Annotated in this window: 13 protein-coding genes and 1 tRNA gene; 5 read left to right on the top strand and 9 right to left on the bottom strand. The window is 63.4% G+C overall.

From position 1 onward, the window contains the following. Complete coding sequence (locus AC097L_RS14230; RefSeq protein ID WP_479587079.1) at positions 1-639, top strand: CoA transferase subunit B; 639 nt, start codon at positions 1-3, stop codon at positions 637-639. A gap of 73 nt (positions 640-712) precedes the next feature. Here the strand turns inward: AC097L_RS14230 and AC097L_RS14225 are convergent, their stop codons facing one another. The 4 genes from AC097L_RS14225 to AC097L_RS14210 all read right to left on the bottom strand — a co-directional run bounded on the left by AC097L_RS14225 (position 713) and on the right by AC097L_RS14210 (position 4,948). After that, positions 713-1,204, bottom strand: coding sequence for a hypothetical protein (locus AC097L_RS14225; protein ID WP_479587078.1), 492 nt, complete (start codon positions 1,202-1,204; stop codon positions 713-715). A 13-nt stretch (positions 1,205-1,217) separates the two neighbouring features. Continuing rightward, positions 1,218-3,587 carry a bifunctional metallophosphatase/5'-nucleotidase gene (locus AC097L_RS14220; RefSeq protein WP_479587077.1) on the bottom strand — a complete coding sequence of 790 codons (2,370 nt, stop codon included), beginning with the start codon at positions 3,585-3,587 and terminating at the stop codon, positions 1,218-1,220. 74 nt (positions 3,588-3,661) lie between these two features. Continuing rightward, entirely contained in the window at positions 3,662-4,810 is a 1,149-nt protein-coding gene (locus tag AC097L_RS14215) for a PQQ-dependent sugar dehydrogenase (protein ID WP_479587076.1), read from the bottom strand. Between the two features lie 64 nt (positions 4,811-4,874). Further along, positions 4,875-4,948 (bottom strand) — tRNA-Gly (locus AC097L_RS14210). Between the two features lie 277 nt (positions 4,949-5,225). Between AC097L_RS14210 and alaS the strand changes: the two genes are divergently transcribed. Further along, positions 5,226-7,868: an alanine--tRNA ligase gene (gene alaS / locus AC097L_RS14205; RefSeq protein WP_479587075.1), complete on the top strand. Its 2,643-nt coding sequence runs from the start codon at positions 5,226-5,228 to the stop codon at positions 7,866-7,868. Between the two features lie 85 nt (positions 7,869-7,953). Here the strand turns inward: alaS and AC097L_RS14200 are convergent, their stop codons facing one another. Both AC097L_RS14200 and AC097L_RS14195 read right to left on the bottom strand, forming a co-directional pair. Beyond that, complete coding sequence (locus AC097L_RS14200; protein ID WP_479587074.1) at positions 7,954-9,471, bottom strand: methyl-accepting chemotaxis protein; 1,518 nt, start codon at positions 9,469-9,471, stop codon at positions 7,954-7,956. A 144-nt stretch (positions 9,472-9,615) separates the two neighbouring features. Next, positions 9,616-12,153 (bottom strand): ATP-binding protein, encoded by a 2,538-nt coding sequence (locus AC097L_RS14195; protein ID WP_479587073.1) that lies wholly within the window; start codon positions 12,151-12,153, stop codon positions 9,616-9,618. A gap of 296 nt (positions 12,154-12,449) precedes the next feature. On the opposite strand from AC097L_RS14195, the gene AC097L_RS14190 reads away from it, so the two are divergent. The 3 genes from AC097L_RS14190 to AC097L_RS14180 all read left to right on the top strand — a co-directional run bounded on the left by AC097L_RS14190 (position 12,450) and on the right by AC097L_RS14180 (position 14,071). Then, positions 12,450-12,815 carry a hypothetical protein gene (locus AC097L_RS14190; RefSeq protein ID WP_479587072.1) on the top strand — a complete coding sequence of 122 codons (366 nt, stop codon included), beginning with the start codon at positions 12,450-12,452 and terminating at the stop codon, positions 12,813-12,815. Positions 12,816-13,017: 202 nt separating this feature from the next. Continuing rightward, on the top strand, positions 13,018-13,761 hold the full coding sequence (locus AC097L_RS14185; protein WP_479587071.1) for a response regulator: 744 nt from the start codon (positions 13,018-13,020) through the stop codon (positions 13,759-13,761). Between the two features lie 28 nt (positions 13,762-13,789). Next, a complete protein-coding gene (locus AC097L_RS14180; protein ID WP_479587070.1) occupies positions 13,790-14,071 on the top strand; it encodes a hypothetical protein in 282 nt (93 codons plus the stop codon). Here AC097L_RS14180 and AC097L_RS14175 read toward each other — a convergent pair. Genes AC097L_RS14175 through AC097L_RS14165 form a run of 3 tightly spaced genes read right to left on the bottom strand, consistent with a single transcriptional unit; the run spans position 14,061 to position 16,026 of the window. After that, positions 14,061-14,939 carry a pseudouridine synthase gene (locus AC097L_RS14175; protein ID WP_479587069.1) on the bottom strand — a complete coding sequence of 293 codons (879 nt, stop codon included), beginning with the start codon at positions 14,937-14,939 and terminating at the stop codon, positions 14,061-14,063. The genes AC097L_RS14180 and AC097L_RS14175 overlap by 11 nt on opposite strands. Further along, entirely contained in the window at positions 14,936-15,685 is a 750-nt protein-coding gene (gene trmB, locus AC097L_RS14170; protein ID WP_479587068.1) for a tRNA (guanosine(46)-N7)-methyltransferase TrmB, read from the bottom strand. The genes AC097L_RS14175 and trmB overlap by 4 nt, the downstream gene beginning before the upstream one ends. Before the next feature lie 26 nt (positions 15,686-15,711). Beyond that, a complete protein-coding gene (locus AC097L_RS14165) occupies positions 15,712-16,026 on the bottom strand; it encodes a CcdB family protein (RefSeq protein ID WP_479587067.1) in 315 nt (104 codons plus the stop codon). Positions 16,027-16,034 lie beyond the last annotated feature (8 nt).

Below are 16,034 nucleotides of genomic sequence, written 5' to 3'. Positions count from 1 at the left end.
ATGGCCTGGAACCAAGACCAAATGGCGGCCCGCGCGGCTCAGGAGCTGGAAGATGGCTTTTATGTGAACCTGGGCATCGGCATCCCCACCCTGGTGGCCAACCATGTGCCCGCCCACAAGGAAGTGTGGCTGCAAAGCGAAAACGGCATGCTCGGCATTGGCCCGTTCCCTACCGAAGACCAGGTGGATGCCGACCTGATCAACGCGGGCAAGCAAACCGTGACCACGCTGCCCGGCTCGTCCATTTTTGGCAGCCACGACAGCTTTGCCATGATCCGTGGCGGCAAGGTCAACCTGAGCATCCTGGGTGCCATGCAGGTGAGCGAAAAAGGCGATTTGGCCAACTGGATGATTCCCGGCAAGATGGTCAAGGGCATGGGCGGCGCGATGGACCTGGTGGCGGGTGTGAAGCGCGTCATCGTGCTGATGGAGCACGTTGCCAAGAAGCGCGATGGCACCACCGACCTGAAAATTCTGCCCAACTGCACCTTGCCGCTGACCGGCGTGGGCGTAGTGGACCGCATCATCACCGACCTGGCCGTGATGGATGTCACCCCCGCAGGCCTGAAAGTGGTGGAAATGGCCCCCGGCGTTACCCTGGAAGACCTGCAGGCCCAAACCGGCGTCAAGCTGATTTAAGGCATTAAATCGCCCTCTAGCGCAGGTTCTGCCTACGCATAGCGCTATGCTTTTTATAACAAGAGCATGGCGCTTATTCTTTGGGCGCAATGCGGCACACGCCACCCAGGCACTGCACACCCATGGCCGGTGCTTTGGGCGGTGCGGCCTCCATCGCCTTGCTTTGTGCGATACGCACCTGGCAGTTGCCCGGCACGGTGGCGCATAAGGCCCCATCTTCTACGCCCAAGCGTTTTTGGGTGCTGCGGTATTTTTGCAAGAACTCGACCGCCGCCTGCTCGGCACCGGCTTGGCCCACCCGTACATAGGCCATTGCGCCCACATAGGCAAAGTACTCCGCGCCCAGGCGTTTGTAGGAGCTGCGTTTTTCCGGCTCCACCAGGTCACGCACGCACTGGCTGTAGGCGTTGGTGTCGCGGTAGATGGTTTTGTAGCAACTGGTTTGCGCCTGCTGGGCCCCGTCGGCCACGGTTTGGCGCTCTTTTTCGGTCAGAGCGTGGGCCCACAGAACCTGGCAGGGCAGGGCCCACAGCAGGGCCCACCCAAGAAGCTTTAGACGGGGCATTCAGCAGGGCCTGCTAGTGGAGCCGGGTAATCCGTGCGGCAGGCGGGCTTACGGGCGAGTGGGATCCCATGTAGGCAATAAAGGCATCCAGGTCCAGCACTTTCGTGTCCAGGATGTTGCTGCCCTGGGTGGCCATCACTGTGAAGTTGTCGCCACCGTTGCCAGTGCCTAGAAAGCTGTTGGTCGCGATCTTGTAGGTCTTGGCTGGGTCGATCGCCACCCCAAAGAGTTTGAGCGTGCCCGCTACGATGCGGTTGCCCTGGCCCGAGGCGGCACCGGCGGGCTGGTTGTTGTCGTAGGTGTAGGTCAGCCCCTGGGACGGCAGCAGCAAGCGGCCTACCGCGCCGGTCGCGGTGTTGGTTTTGGCGGTGTGGTTGGGCGATTCCCATTGCTGTTCCAGCAGCCGCACGATCTGTGCGCCGGTCAGGTTCAGCGTGACCAACGTGTTGCCAAAGGGTTCGATGGTGGCCAGGTCGCTGAAGGTGACGGTACCGGTGCCGGTGTAGACCAGATCGGCCCGAACGCTGCCCGGGTTCATGAGCGCAAAGTCTGCGCCGCCGGGCACGCCGGCCAGATAGGTGTCGGCCAGCAGGTCGCCCATGGCACCTTCGGTGGTTTCGTCGCGGGTGGTGCTGTTGGGCAAGAAAGCGCGGGTAATGCTGGCGGTGATGCTGCCCACGGCCTGCGAACCGGCAATTTTGGAGATCGCCACGTACTTGGTGACCAGCGCGTCGATGGTGGTGTCACGGGCCACTGCGGCAAACCCGGTCGGGATGACCGTGTTGTTCGAGGTTGCCACCGTGTAGCTGCCCGCAGCACGGATCACCGGCACCGTGTTGGCCACCGAGGCCACCATGCCCTTGCTGGGCTGCAGGGTCAGGTCAATTTCGCTCACGGCACCGCCGTAAAAACCGGTGGAGGTGAGCAAAATGTTTTTACCTGCGGCTTTGGCGGCGTAGTTGCACACATATTCCTGGTGGGTGTGGCCGCTGACCACCACGTCCACGTTGCTGCTGAGTTTGTCCATGATGGGAAGAATGTCGCCGCTCAGGCCGGGGCAGGTCTTGTCGTTGACTGTGGTGGCGGTGGTTTGGCCGCCCTGGTGGATCAGCACCACCACGGCGGTGGTGCCGTTGGCCTTGAGCTGGGCCGCGTACTGGTTGATGGTGGCCGATTCTTCGTCAAACCGCAGCCCGGCCACGCCGGTGGAGCCCACCAGGGCCGATGTGCCTTGAAGCGTCAGACCAATGAAGCCCACGCTGACGGTGCCAAAGCGCTTGATGTAAGTGGCCGCCAAGACGGGCTTGCCGGTGGCGGTGTCCACCACGTTGGCCGTCAGGTACTTGAACTTGGCACCGGGAAACTTGCCGTCGATCAGGCAGGTGTCTTTGCCGACCACGCCCACGCTGCCCGATGCCGGGTAGCAGCCGCCGTTTTGCTGGCGCTTGAGTTCGGCGATGCCGTGGTCAAACTCGTGGTTGCCCACGGATGTCACTTCCAGGCCGATCTGGTTCAACACGTCGATGCTGGCTTCATCGTGGGTGATGCTGGAGGCAAATGGGGATGCACCCACCATGTCGCCCGCGCCCACCATGATGTTGTTGGGGTTCTTGGCCTTGAGGTTCTTCACCACGGTGGCCAGGTAGGCGGCACCGCCAACCGCCACCCGCTGGCCCGCGCCGCCATTGGGCAGTACCACCGAACCACCATTGGTTTCCGAGGTGGGTTCAATGTTGCCGTGGAAGTCGTTCAGCGCAATCAGTTTCACGCTGATCGGCTTGGTGGCCACGGTGTCCAGAAACTGGTCGTAGTCGTTGCCTGCTTGGGTACTGGTTTTGGCGACCAGAGTGCCCTCCACCAGATTGGTCAGGCCGCTGGGCACTGCCAGCCCATTGGCGGCCAGCGACGCAAACACGGCATCTTGCGCGGCCTTGAGTGTGCTGGGGCTCAGGCTGGCAGCGGTGGTGGCGCTGTAGCCGTCAAAAAATGCCGCCGTGTCGGCGGACAGTTGGCCCACCAGTTGTTCGGTCAGCGGTGTGACGTTGGCTACCGCACCCAGCGTACTGCTGTTTGCCACCGAATGCAGCTTGCGGCTGCCATCTGACACTTCGATGGCACACGGGAAAGCCCCGTTGGCCACAAACAGCGCGTAGCTGCCATTGGCCGATGTCTTGCCCGATGCCGTTCCCGCAGTGCATTTGGCGACCACGCTAGCGTTGGCCATCGCTGCACCGGTGGCGGCAACGCCCTGGATGTTGACACCGTTGCTGTCGCCGTCGCCAGCACAAGCTGCCAGCACCAGGGTGCCGAGCACCATGCCACCCCACAGGGCCCATGCAGCGTGGCGTGTTTTGAAATCGAGGGAGGGGGGCAGGGTTTTCAACACGAAGTCCTTGTGGGTGGAGTGACTTCACTAGCCTATCCAGGCCAGATGAACTTTACGTGACAGACAGGGCGTTAAGGCGCCAGACGCAACAGTTTTCCGCTATCGGTCAGCAGCAAAATGGCCCCGTCCTGGGCTTGCGCCACGTCGCGAAATCGCTCTTTGCGGTCTGTGAGAAGCGCTTCGCGGGTCAGTACAGCGTTGGGGCCGATGGCCATGCGCCATAGCGCCTGGCCCGCCAACGAGCCCGAGAATAAATTCCCCTTCCACTGCGGAATCAGATTGCCGGTGTAGAACATGAGCCCTGCCGGTGCCACCGACGTAGGCACCCAATAGGTCAAAGGCTCCACAAACGCCGGGGCGTGCACGCCGCCGCCAATCCGGCAAGCATCGCCCACCGGGTCGCCATAGTTGCAGCCATAGCTTTTGACCGGCCAACCGTAGTTGGCACCGGCGCGGGCGATATTGATTTCGTCCCCGCCTTGCGGCCCGTGCTCGCTGATCCAGAGTTCCCCGGTATCCGGGTGCAGGGCGGCACCCTGTACGTTGCGGTGGCCCAGGCTCCAGATGCCGGGCAGCGCGCTGGCCCCCAGCGCCGGGTTGTCCGCAGGGATGCTGCCATCGCGGGCGATCCGCACCACCTTGCCCAAGGTCTGCGCCAGATCTTGGGCGGGGCTGAACTTTTGGCGCTCGCCCAGGGTGATGAACAGGGTTTTGTCGCGGGCAAACACCAGCCGCGACCCGAAGTGTCCCGAGCCCGTGGTTTTGGGCTGCTGGCGAAACAGCACGGCCACGTCCAGTAGCGCATTGCCCACCAGCCGACCGCGCGCCACTGTTGTGCCCGTCAACCCGGCCTCGCTGCCGCTGCCGGGTTCTGCATATGCCCAGTAGACCCAGGGCATCGTTGCAAAGTCGGGGTCCAGCGCTAGGCCCAGCAAGCAGCCCTGGCCGCTGTCGTTTACCGGCAAGATGCCGCTGATGGGCGTGCTATTGGAGCCGTTGGCACTGAGCCGCAGCAGGCTACCACTCTTCTGGGTAATGAGCAATTCACCCGATGGCAACACCGCCATGCCCCAGGGGCTGGACAGGCTGCTGTTCAGCGTGGTGACGGTGGGGGCCACCACGGCTGCTGGCGGAGTGGCTGCACTGCTACCACCACCGCCACAGGCCACAAGGGCCAAAGCAGCGGTCAACAACACGCAGGGGGTGGAGGTGAAAAACATGCTGCGAACTCCTGAAAGAGGCTGCGCAGGCATTGGCGCGGGGCCAGAAATGCAAGGAGAGACTTGGAGCGGGTGATGAGAATCGAACTCACGTATCGAGCTTGGGAAGCTAGCGTTCTGCCATTGAACTACACCCGCTAAGGTCACATTCAAGTCGCTGGATTATAGGAGCCCCGCGCGGGGTCGCGCCAGCTTGCCGGTGCGCTGTTGAAAATTTAAGCCAAAAAGGCCGTTGGTGCATAGTCTACCTACGCTAGTAGCTCTTATTTGAATAGCATTCGGCGGAGTCGGCATGCGCCGGAGCTGGCTGCACCCGGCTGGTAAAATCCGGCCCTTTGGTTGGGGTCCAGCCCCTGCCTTTTACCAGCGCCACGGCCCCGGCTGGCGTAACGATTTTCTACGAGACTCCACGCTTATGAGCACCCCCGCATCCGCACTGGCACCCGTTTTCACCGTTGCCGACATCCGCAAGACCTTTCTCGACTTCTTTGCCTCCAAGGGCCACACCGTGGTGGCCAGCAGTTCGCTGGTGCCGGGCAACGACCCCACGCTGATGTTCACCAACTCCGGTATGGTGCAGTTCAAGGACGTGTTCCTGGGCACCGACAAGCGCCCCTATGTGCGCGCTGCGTCGGTTCAGGCCTGCCTTCGCGCCGGTGGCAAGCACAACGACCTGGAAAACGTGGGCTACACCGCGCGCCACCACACCTTCTTCGAGATGATGGGCAACTGGAGCTTTGGCGACTACTTCAAGCGCGAATCGCTGAAGTGGGCCTGGGAACTGCTCACCCAGGTCTACAAACTCCCCGCCGACCGCCTGCTGGCCACGGTCTACGAAGAAGACGACGAAGCCTATGACATCTGGACCAAAGAGATTGGACTGCCGCCCGAGCGCGTGATCCGCATCGGCGACAACAAAGGTGGCCGCTACAAGTCTGACAATTTCTGGATGATGGCCGATACAGGTCCTTGCGGCCCCTGCAGCGAGATCTTCTACGACCACGGCGACCACATCGAAGGCGGCCCCCCGGGCAGCCCCGGTGAAGACGGCGACCGCTTCATCGAAATCTGGAACAACGTGTTCATGCAGTTCAACATGGCCGAGGACGGCTCGGTCACCCCGCTGCCCGCCCCCTGCGTGGATACCGGCATGGGCCTGGAGCGCCTGGCCGCCATCTTGCAGCATGTGCACAGCAACTACGAAATCGACATCTTCGACGCGCTGATCAAGGCCGCATCGCGCGAAACTGGCGAACAGGATTTGGGCCACAAGAGCCTGCGCGTCATCGCCGACCACATCCGCGCCACCTCCTTTTTGGTCAGCGACGGCGTGATCCCCGGCAACGAAGGCCGTGGCTACGTGCAGCGCCGCATCATCCGCCGCGCCATCCGCCACGGTTATTTGCTGGGCCAGACCAAGCCGTTCTTTCACAAGCTGGTGCCCGATCTGGTGGCGTTGATGGGCGCGGCCTACCCGGCGCTGGCGGCGCAGCAAGAGCGCATTGCCGAAGTGTTGATGGCGGAGGAGGAGCGCTTCTTCGAGACGCTGGCCATGGGCATGGAAATCCTCAACGCCGCCCTGGCCGACGGCGTGCAGATGCTGCCTGGCGACGTGGCCTTCAAGCTGCACGACACCTACGGCTTCCCGCTGGACTTGTCGGCCGACGTGTGCCGCGAGCGCGGCCTGTCGGTGGACGAAGCCGGTTTCACCGCCGCCATGGAAGCGCAAAAAGCCAAAGGCCGCGCCGCTGGCAAGTTCAAGATGGACCGCGCGCTGGAATACACCGGTGCGGACAACCAGTTCGTGGGCTACACCGCTTTGGAGTCTGCTGCGAAAGTTGTAGCTATCTATGTAGACGGCACTAGCGCTAGCAGCCTAAAAGAAGGTCAAACCGGCACCGTGGTGCTGGACACCACGCCGTTCTACGCCGAGTCCGGCGGCCAGGTGGGCGACGAGGGCACGCTGGTGTCCGCAACCGCCCGCTTCGAGGTCGGCGACACGCAAAAAATCAAGGCCGACGTGTTCGGCCACCAGGGCACGCTGGCCCAAGGCACGCTGAACGTGGGCGACTCCGTCACCGCCAGCGTCAACACGGCCTTGCGCGCCGCCACCCAGCGCAACCACTCGGTCACACACCTGATGCACAAGGCCTTGCGCGAAGTGCTGGGTACGCATGTGCACCAAAAGGGCAGCCTGGTGAATGCCGAACGCACCCGCTTCGATTTCACCCACAACGCCCCGGTCACCGACGCACAAATCCTGCAGATCGAGGCGATGGTGAACACCGAAATCCTGGCCAACGCCGCCACCCACGCCGAGCTGATGGACATCGAATCCGCCCAAAAAACCGGCGCGATGATGCTGTTTGGCGAGAAGTACGGCGAGATCGTGCGCGTGCTCAGCATCGGCAGCACCCAAGAGCTCTGCGGCGGCACCCACGTGCAGCGCACTGGCGACATCGGCCTGTTCAAGGTGGTGGGCGAGGGCGGCGTGGCCGCAGGCATCCGCCGCATCGAAGCCATCACCGGCGAAGGCGTTCTGAAGTATCTGCAAGACTTGGAGCGCACCGTCACCCAGGCTGCCAGCAGCTTCAAGGTCCAGCCCGCCGAGCTGCAGGCCCGCGTCACGCTGGCCCTGGACAGCATCAAGGCGCTGGAAAAAGAAGTCGCCCAGCTCAAGGGCAAGCTGGCCTCCAGCCAGGGTGACGAGCTGGTCAACAACGCCATCGACATCAACGGCATCAAACTGCTGGCCGCCAAGCTGGAAGGGGCCGACACCAAGACCCTGCGCGACACCATGGACAAGCTCAAAGACAAGCTGAAAACCGCCGTCATCGTGCTGGCCGCCGTAGACGGCGACAAGGTGCAAATCGCGGTGGGCGTGACCAAGGACAGCGTGGGCAAGGTCCAAGCCGGAGCCCTGGCCAACTTCGTCGCCAGCCAGCTCGGCGGCAAAGGCGGCGGCAAACCCGACATGGCCATGGCCGGGGGCACCGAGCCCGGCAAACTGCCAGCGGCCCTGGCTTCCGTGCAGGCTTGGGTAGCCGAGCGGGTATAAATCTAACCGCTCCTAAAAAAAGAGCTTCTAGCGCAGGTGCTACCTGCGCTAGAAGCTCTTTTTTCTTGTAATTTCAGGTTGCGTACTATACCTGCACAAGGTTCTTATACACCCCACAGCCTACCGCTAGGTCGTCTACCAGCACCACAAAAGACATTTTGGTTTGCACCCGGCCGGTGGTGGGGTTGGTGATGTCGTATTCCACCCAGCCGGGCTCGCGCTCGGCTTGGGTGTAGATGGCGTTTAGCATGCCTGCGCCGTCGATACCGGCGATGTCTTGCACGCGGGTGCCGACCTTGGCCGGGTTGCCGCCAAAGGCCAGGTAGCTGCCGCTGCGGTCTAGCACAAACACATACATGTCGCGGTCAAAAAAGCCCTGCGTGGGCTGGGTGAGGTCGCGCAGAAAGCTGTCGCGCGAGGCCGCACGGCGGCGGTGGGCCAAGGCGCGCTGGACCAGGGCGATGGCCTCTTCGGCCGAGCCTTGCTGCAGCTTGAACAGGGCCACGGCTTCGACCAGGGTGGAAGCGCGGTTTTCCAGGGTCGAGGCCTGGGTCACTGCGTGTTCCACCATTTGGGCGTTTTGCTGGGTGATTTCGTCCAGCTGGCGCACGGCAGAGGTGATCTCGCTCAGGCCGGTGCTCTGCTCGGCGCTGGAGGTGGAGATTTGCGCCATATTGGCCGCCACGTCGCGGATGCCGCTGACGATGGCGGTGATGCTGCTACCCGCGGTGCGAATCTTTTGCACACTGCTGCCCACCTGGGTGCTGGATGTGCTGATCAGCTGGCGGATTTCTTTGGATGCCTCGGCCGAGCGCTGTGCCAGGGAGCGCACCTCGCTGGCGACCACCGCAAAGCCCCGGCCGGATTCGCCTGCACGCGCGGCTTCCACCGCGGCGTTCAGTGCCAGGATGTTGGTCTGGAAGGCCAGGCCGTCGATTACGCCAACGATCTCGTCCATGCGCTTGGCGCTGCCCTGGATGGCTTCTACCGAGGCGATGGCTTCGGCCATGGTGGTAGCACCCAGGTTGGCGGCATCGCGCACGCGTGCGGCCTGGGCATTGGCCTGGCTGGCGGTCTGTGCGGTGTCTTGCACGGTGCTGGAGAGTTGTTCTACGCTGGCGGCGGTTTGCTCCAGATTGGCGGCTTGTTGCTCGGTGCGGTCCGACAGGGCGCGGTTGCCGGTGGCCAGGCTTTTGCCCGAATGCGCCACAAAGGCCGCGTTGCTGCGCACATTGGCCACCATGGCCGATACCGTGGCCCCGATTTGCTGGGTGGCCGTGGCCAGTGCGGCCAGTTCATCTGTGCCGCGCTGCTGCAGGCGCAGCCGTAAATCGCCTTTGACCAACTGGTCCATGGCCTGGCGGACCTGGGCCAGGTCCTGGGTGAAGCTGGCGTAGAAGGCCAGCAGCAGGTAGATGGACACCAGCACACTGAGGCCGCTGAGCCAGGCCATGCCCACACCAGCCGCGCTGGACAGGGCGTACTGCAGCAGTACGCACACCGGCGTAGCCAACAGTACCACCGCTAGCAGCAGAATCTTGCCGCCCAGGCGCAAGCGCCGCATCAGCCACAGGCCGGGTGAAAACACGGTTTGGAAAGTCATGCGCTTGTCTCACTTGTTATGGGGGGCACCGATAAGCTTCTATCGGACCCTGCTTACAGCAAACTGTCAACAAGTGATCGTGCTACAGAATAAATAGCTTTTAGCCTAGCTTGAATATGCGCCAGAGCCTTATTTCTTATGAATTCAGATGGTATCGACCAGTCCAAACGCCAATGTCGCGATGTCGTCGTTTCGCAGGCCGGTACCCAGGGTTTTCAGGTGGTCGAATGTGGCAGCATCCAGCGCCGCGCGGACCAGGTGTTCTGCGCACTCGGCGCAGCGGGCTTCGTTGACTTCGCGGGCTTTGCCGTGGGTGGCGTGCACGGTGTCGGCGTAGCCCAGCAAGCGGGCGGCGGTGTGCGGGCGGTTTTCCAGCACGGCCAGCAGGGCCAGGTTGTCTACAGCGTAGACCTGGGCATCGAAGTGCAGCACCTGCGGCCAGCAAGACTCCATCAGCGCGCGGGCCTGCACGGTGTTGCCCTTGACCAGCCAGGCGCCGGTCAGGTGCAACTGCACCAGCAGCAGGGTGGCCAGGTGGCGGGTGCTGGCCAGCCGGGCCTGCAGGGCGAGGTAGCGGGCGATGGAGGCATCCACCCGGCCCGCGGCCAGTTCCATGTAGGCAATGATGTCTTCGCCGCGCAGCAGGGCTTCGGAATAGCCCGCCAGCGCGTCCAACGAGGCTTTTTGCAGCAGTTGCTCGATGGCCTGGTCGAACGCGCCTTCGACGAAGTTGCAGGTCAGCGACGCAAACAAGCCGTAGCTGCGTACGATGGGCGGCCAGGCGGGGTCTTCGATGGCCCACATTTCGGCCTGCACCTCGCGCTGCTCCTGGCGCTGTTCCAGGTTGGGGGCGGGCCCGTAGGTCAGAGCGTAGACCAAGGCGGCCAGGGCGTGGTACAGGTTGCGTTTTTCACCGGGCTGGGCGCGGTACAGGCTGGCGGCGCGGCGCGCCAGACGGCAGGCCAGGGCTGGTTGCCGGTAGGCCCAGAAGTAGGCGGCGCGGCTGGACCAGCGGGCCTGCAGACCGGCAGGCAGTTGGTCGGTGACCAGCAAGGCCGTGGCCTGCCAGACATAGCGGCGCTCGCGGCGGCGGTCGCTGGTCAGGGCCTCGGCTAGGCCGGGGGCGATGGCGACAGCGGTTTGCGGATCAGATTGGATGGCCCAGGCCAGGGCTTCGCGGCCATTGGCCAGGTCGGGTGCCAGGGCCTTGTACCAGTCGTCGATGCGTTGCTGACCGCTGAAAAAAGCGGTGTCGGCTTGCTCGAACAGCTGTCGCATGGCCAGCGCGTGGCGTTGGCGCAGCGCGGGTTCTTCATGCGCGGCGGTGAGTTGCTCCAGCGCGTAGCTGCGGGGGGTGTCCAGCAGGCGGTAGCGCGGTATGTCACCCCCATCGGCAATGACCAGGGAGCGGTCTACCAGTGCACCCAACACGTCCACCACGGCCCAGGCATCCAGGCTTGCACCACTGGCGGTGTCGGCCACCACCTGGCGGGCCATCTCTAACGAGAAGCCGCCCACAAACACGCCCAGGCGGCGGAACACAGTCTGCTCGGTGGCATCCAGCAGGCCGTAGCTCCACTCCAGCGCGGCACGCAGGGTTTTTTGCCGGGCAGGCGCACCCCGGCCACCGCCGTTGAGCAGGCGCAGCCTTTCGTTGAGCGAGCTGGCCAACGGCACCAGGCCTAGCAGCGGCACGCGGGCGGCGGCTAGTTCGATGGCCAGCGGCAGGCCGTCTAGGCGGCGGCAAATTTCTACCACCGTGGCCAGGTTTTGCGGGCCGAGTTCAAAGCGCCGGTCGGCCGCCTGGGCGCGCTGTGCGAACAGGGCCACCGCACCAAAGTGGCGGGCTACGTCCAGCGGGGCGCTGTGTTCGGGCAGGGCCAGTGCATCCAGCCGATAGACCCATTCGTTGGCCAGCTTCAGCGGGGCCTGGCTGGTCACCAGCACCTGCAACTGCGGTGCCGCCTGGTGCAGTGCCTGCAGGATACGGGCGACTTCGTCGAGCAAATGCTCGGCGTTGTCGATGGCGATCAGCATCGACAAGGGGCGCACGGCCTCCATCAAACCCTTGAGCGGGTCGCCGTGGCCCGACTGCAGGCCCAGAGCCCCGGCCACGGTGCTGGCCACAAATTCGGGCGCGGTTTGCGATGCCAGATCCACCCAGGCCACCCCGTGCTGGTGGGCGCTGCGCCGGGCGTGCAGCAGCCACTGTGCCAGCAGCGATTTGCCGATGCCGCCAGCACCCACGATGGTCAACAGGCGGTGCTGGCCTAGCAGGGTGTCCAGGTTGGACACGTCCAGCGTGCGGCCAATCAGCGGGGTCAGCACCAGCGGCAGGTGGGTCTGATTGGGGTGCGGTTCGGGTGCAGCCGCTGCGGGTGGCGGCGGGGTTGCGGTCGAAGCGACGGGCGGCAGGGCATCGCTGGCTTCCAGTGCAAACCGGTAGCCCCGGCCCGGAATCGTCACGATGGCCTGCGGCCCAAGCAGCTTGCGCAGAGCAGATACCTGGGCTTGCAGGTTGTTTTCTTCGACCACCAGGCCAGGCCAGGCCAGGTCCAGCAGCTCGTCTTTGGACACCACACGGTCGCGGTGGTGCAGCAAGGCCATCAGCACGTCAAAGGCCCGCGCGCCCGGGCTGGTCGCGGCTCCGTCCACCAGCACCACACGCTGGGAAGGACGCACTTCAAAGCGGCCAAATCGATAACTGTTTAACAACAAAGCTCCCATCGGTATCGGTTTTCAACCGGACTTACACACAGCGCGCCCTGCGCCGCCCTGTGGACCAGCCGGAGGGTGGCGTAAGCCCCGTCTAAATGTAGCGCACACCCTGGATTTTGGCGTTTTCGTGCAATTTCGCACGGTTTCAGAAGTTTTCAGGTCCGCTTCAGGTGGGCTAAGGACGCGGCGCAGCAAGCAGAGGAAAGTCCGTCTCTGTGGTGGCGACCATTCAAGTTGCCCGATTGTCAAGGACATGTTGTATGAACTTTGAACCTTTTATGCCTTTTGAGCGCGCCGAGCCTCTGGTGCCGCCGGTTGCCGCCGAATCTGGTGTGCCGCAAGGCCATTACTTCGACCGGGCTGGGTTGGTGTGGATGGTGGCGTGTGTGCTGTTCGCCACCACGGCCGGGCGGCTGTTGCCCGCGCTGGCCGAACCCGACGGCTTGCGCCATACCCTGGCGGGCATAGGCATCGGAGCCGTCCCAGTCAAAACCGCTGAAATGGCCAAAACGAACCCTCCCACCACGGTGGCCAGCCTGCCCACACAGGGTGCAAACCCGCCGCAGCCGACACAGGCCAAGCCAGAGGCCAGGCCGTTGTCGCCGGTACTTCTTCGTCAATTTTGAGGATGCGGAGCATGGCCCGCCTTCCTAAGATATTCGGTGTTACGGGGCGCAAACCCCTGCACGCCGATGTCGTCCGAGCCCGCCCGCGTTGGGTTTTGTCCCAACCAGAGCCTTCTTGCGGTCTCGTACCCCATTTGCTGCAGTCTTTGCAGCGCTTATTGGCCCATTAAGCGCTTCCGTAAGGGAGTGGAGGACAAAAAATATGCCGAGCCCATCATCCAACCGTGTGGTCACCCGCGTGTTGATCGCCGAGAGCCATTCCGACACCCTGTTGCGCTGCGCCGAGGCCGTGCAAGCGGACCGGCAGCTTAGCCTAGCGGCTGCCGTGACTACCGGCGTTGCCGCCATCGCCATGATGGACCAGTGCGTCCCCGACGTGGTGGTGGTTGACCTGCAACTCCAGGACATGCCCGCCATCGAGCTGATCCGCCATGCGGCCTGGCATTTTCCGCAGGCCGACATCGTGGTGCTGACCCAGTTCGGCAACGACGGGCAGGTGCTGCAATGCATTGAAGCCGGTGCCACCGCCTACCTGTTTAAAGACAGCGCTGCCGAATGCCTGGCGCAGAGCATCCACCTCTGGCGTGAGGGCAGCGCCCCCATCAGCCCCGGCATGGCGTGCCGGGTACTGGGTCGCTTTCGCCTGCGGCTGGGCACGGGCACCGGATCGGCCTGGGCTTTTCCGCTGCGCGAATCCACCCACCCGCTGACCGCCTGCGAGGCCGGTATCTTGCGCTGGATTGCCCGCGGCATGAGCCTGGAGCAGATCGGTGCACTGGCCTCCAGCCTGCAGCCAGGCGTGCTGGTGCACGTCAAAAAGATCTACCGCAAGCTGGCTGCCCATGCGCGGGGCGACAACCTGGCCGATGCCAGCGGACAAGACATCCAGATCGTGGCACGGGGTTCGGCCAGCGACCGGCGAATCCAGGCCATGCCATCCCCATGATTTTTCAATTTTCAAAAAAGGAGTTTTTATGCGAGTGACATCGGCGCGCCCCAAACCCATGCCTATTTCCAAGGCCAGCCATGAACCCTGGGTGTCGGCCCTGGTGTGGTTGTTATTTTGTGCCGCCATGGTGGCGGTGGCCTTGTTTTTGACTCCGCGGATTGGCGCGGCCTACGCATCGGACGACTTGACCATACCGGACGAGGCCAGCACACCCACGGTGGCCAGCACCGACAGCGAGCACGCGGTTCCCATGGCCGCCACGGTGCTGTACCCGAACGAAACGCTGGCCGTGGTGGCTAAGCACTGAGGTTTCTGGCGCTTTCAAAAAACCGGGCCTGGCCGGTCACCGGGTCGGTAAAAGCGATGGACCGGGCCAGCAACTGCAATGGGGCACGGTAGTCGTCGTCGACAATATTCACCACCTCAGGGTAGAAGCGGTCGTTGCGGATGGGCACGCCGAGTGCGGCCATATGCACCCGCAACTGATGGGTGCGGCCGGTGATGGGCAATAGCTGGTAGCGGGCCCATTCGCCTAAACGCTCCAGCACGGCGATGTGGGTTTCAGAATTGGGTTCGCCTGCGGCTTCACAGTAGCGAAAGAAGGGCTCGCCAGGCACGATCTGGCTGCGGTAGACCTTCGGCAGGTCAGCACGCCAAGGGGCAATCGCCTCGTAGTGCTTGTGCACTGCGCGTTGCGCAAACAGTGCGTGGTAGGCCGCCCGTTCAGAGGGCTGGATGGCAAACAGCGTCACGCCGGCGGTTTCACGGTCTAGCCTGTGCAGCGGGGCCAGGGTGTCGATGTGCAGGCTTTGCTTGAGCCGAACCAGCAGCGTTTCCTGCACATAGCGCCCGGCGGGCATGGTGGGCAGAAAATGCGGTTTATCCACCACCACCAGATGCGCGTCCTGGAACAACACCTGCGCCTCGAACGGAATGTGCGGCTCCACCGGCAGGTGGCGGTAGTAGTACAGCCGGGTGTGGGGGCGGTAGGCTGCATCGGGTAGCACGGGCAGTGTCTGCTCGTCCAGCACCAGTCCGTCGCGCATGCGCTGCAGCCACACTGCGCGCTCTACGGTGGGAAAGCGCTCGGCAAAGAAGTCGATGACGGTGGGCCAATCACCGCCGGGCAGGCCGACGGTGCTGGGGCCTACGCCGTCACGGGTGGGAAGGTTCACACCTTTTGGAATACCACGTCCCACACGCCGTGGCCCAGCTTGATGCCGCGGTTCTCGAACTTGGTGAGCGGGCGGTAGTCGGGCTTGGGGGCGTAGTCGGCAGCGGTATTTTTCAGCAGTGGCTCGGCGCTGAGCACTTCCAGAATCTGCTCGGCGTAGTTTTGCCAGTCGGTGGCGCAGTGCAGGTAGCCGCCGGGCTTCAGGCGCGCGGCCAGCTTGGCCACCAGCGGGGCTTGCAGCAGCCGGCGCTTGTTGTGCTTCTTCTTGTGCCAGGGGTCGGGGAAGAACACGTGCACACCGTCCAGGCAGCCGGGCGGCAGCATGTGGTCCAGCACCTCCACCGCATCGTGCTGGCAGATGCGGATATTGGTTTGCCCCTCTTCGCCAATGCGTTTGAGCAGCGCCCCCACGCCGGGCGTATGTACTTCGCAGCACAGAAAGTTCTGCTCCGGCAGCAGCGCGGCAATGCTGGCCGTGGCCTCGCCCATGCCAAAGCCGATTTCCAGGATGGTCGGGGCGCTGCGGCCAAAAGTGGCTTCCAGGTCCAACGGTGCACTGCGGTAGGGCAACAAAAACTGCGGCCCCAGGGTGTCAAATGCCTTGGCCTGTCCGACCGTGGTGCGGCCCGTGCGTAGCACGAAGCTTTTGATGGTTTTGTGGTGGGCGGGGGTAGAAACCGTAGATGCGGTGGAGGAAACCGCGGCGGAGCCGTCAGGGGCAATTTCAGGAGGGGGTTGGGTATGCATGGAATACGTCAATTGAAAAGAAGAGGTCAAACACCGCTTAGCACCACGTCCATCGCCTCAAGGACCTCATAGCCGACGTGGTGTAAGGATGTGACCACGTCTTTGAGGCTGCGGACATCGACTGGGGCAGCGGCATGGGCTAGCAAGAAAAAGCTTTCGCCTTCAATGCTGAATTGCTTGACCAGTCGGCGCGACATCGGGGCATGGATACCCACCCGCGACAAAGGCATTACCAGACGGCTGGGCAGGGCGGAGAGCAGGTTGCTTTGCACGTCCACCACATAGGGCATGGACGTTTTGGAGCGCGGGCTGGGGTTGGGGTACACATCGAATTGGGCCATACCAAGAT

Source organism: Rhodoferax sp. RT5P35, from assembly GCF_056521385.1.
This window is presented reverse-complemented; position numbering and strand designations above follow the sequence as displayed.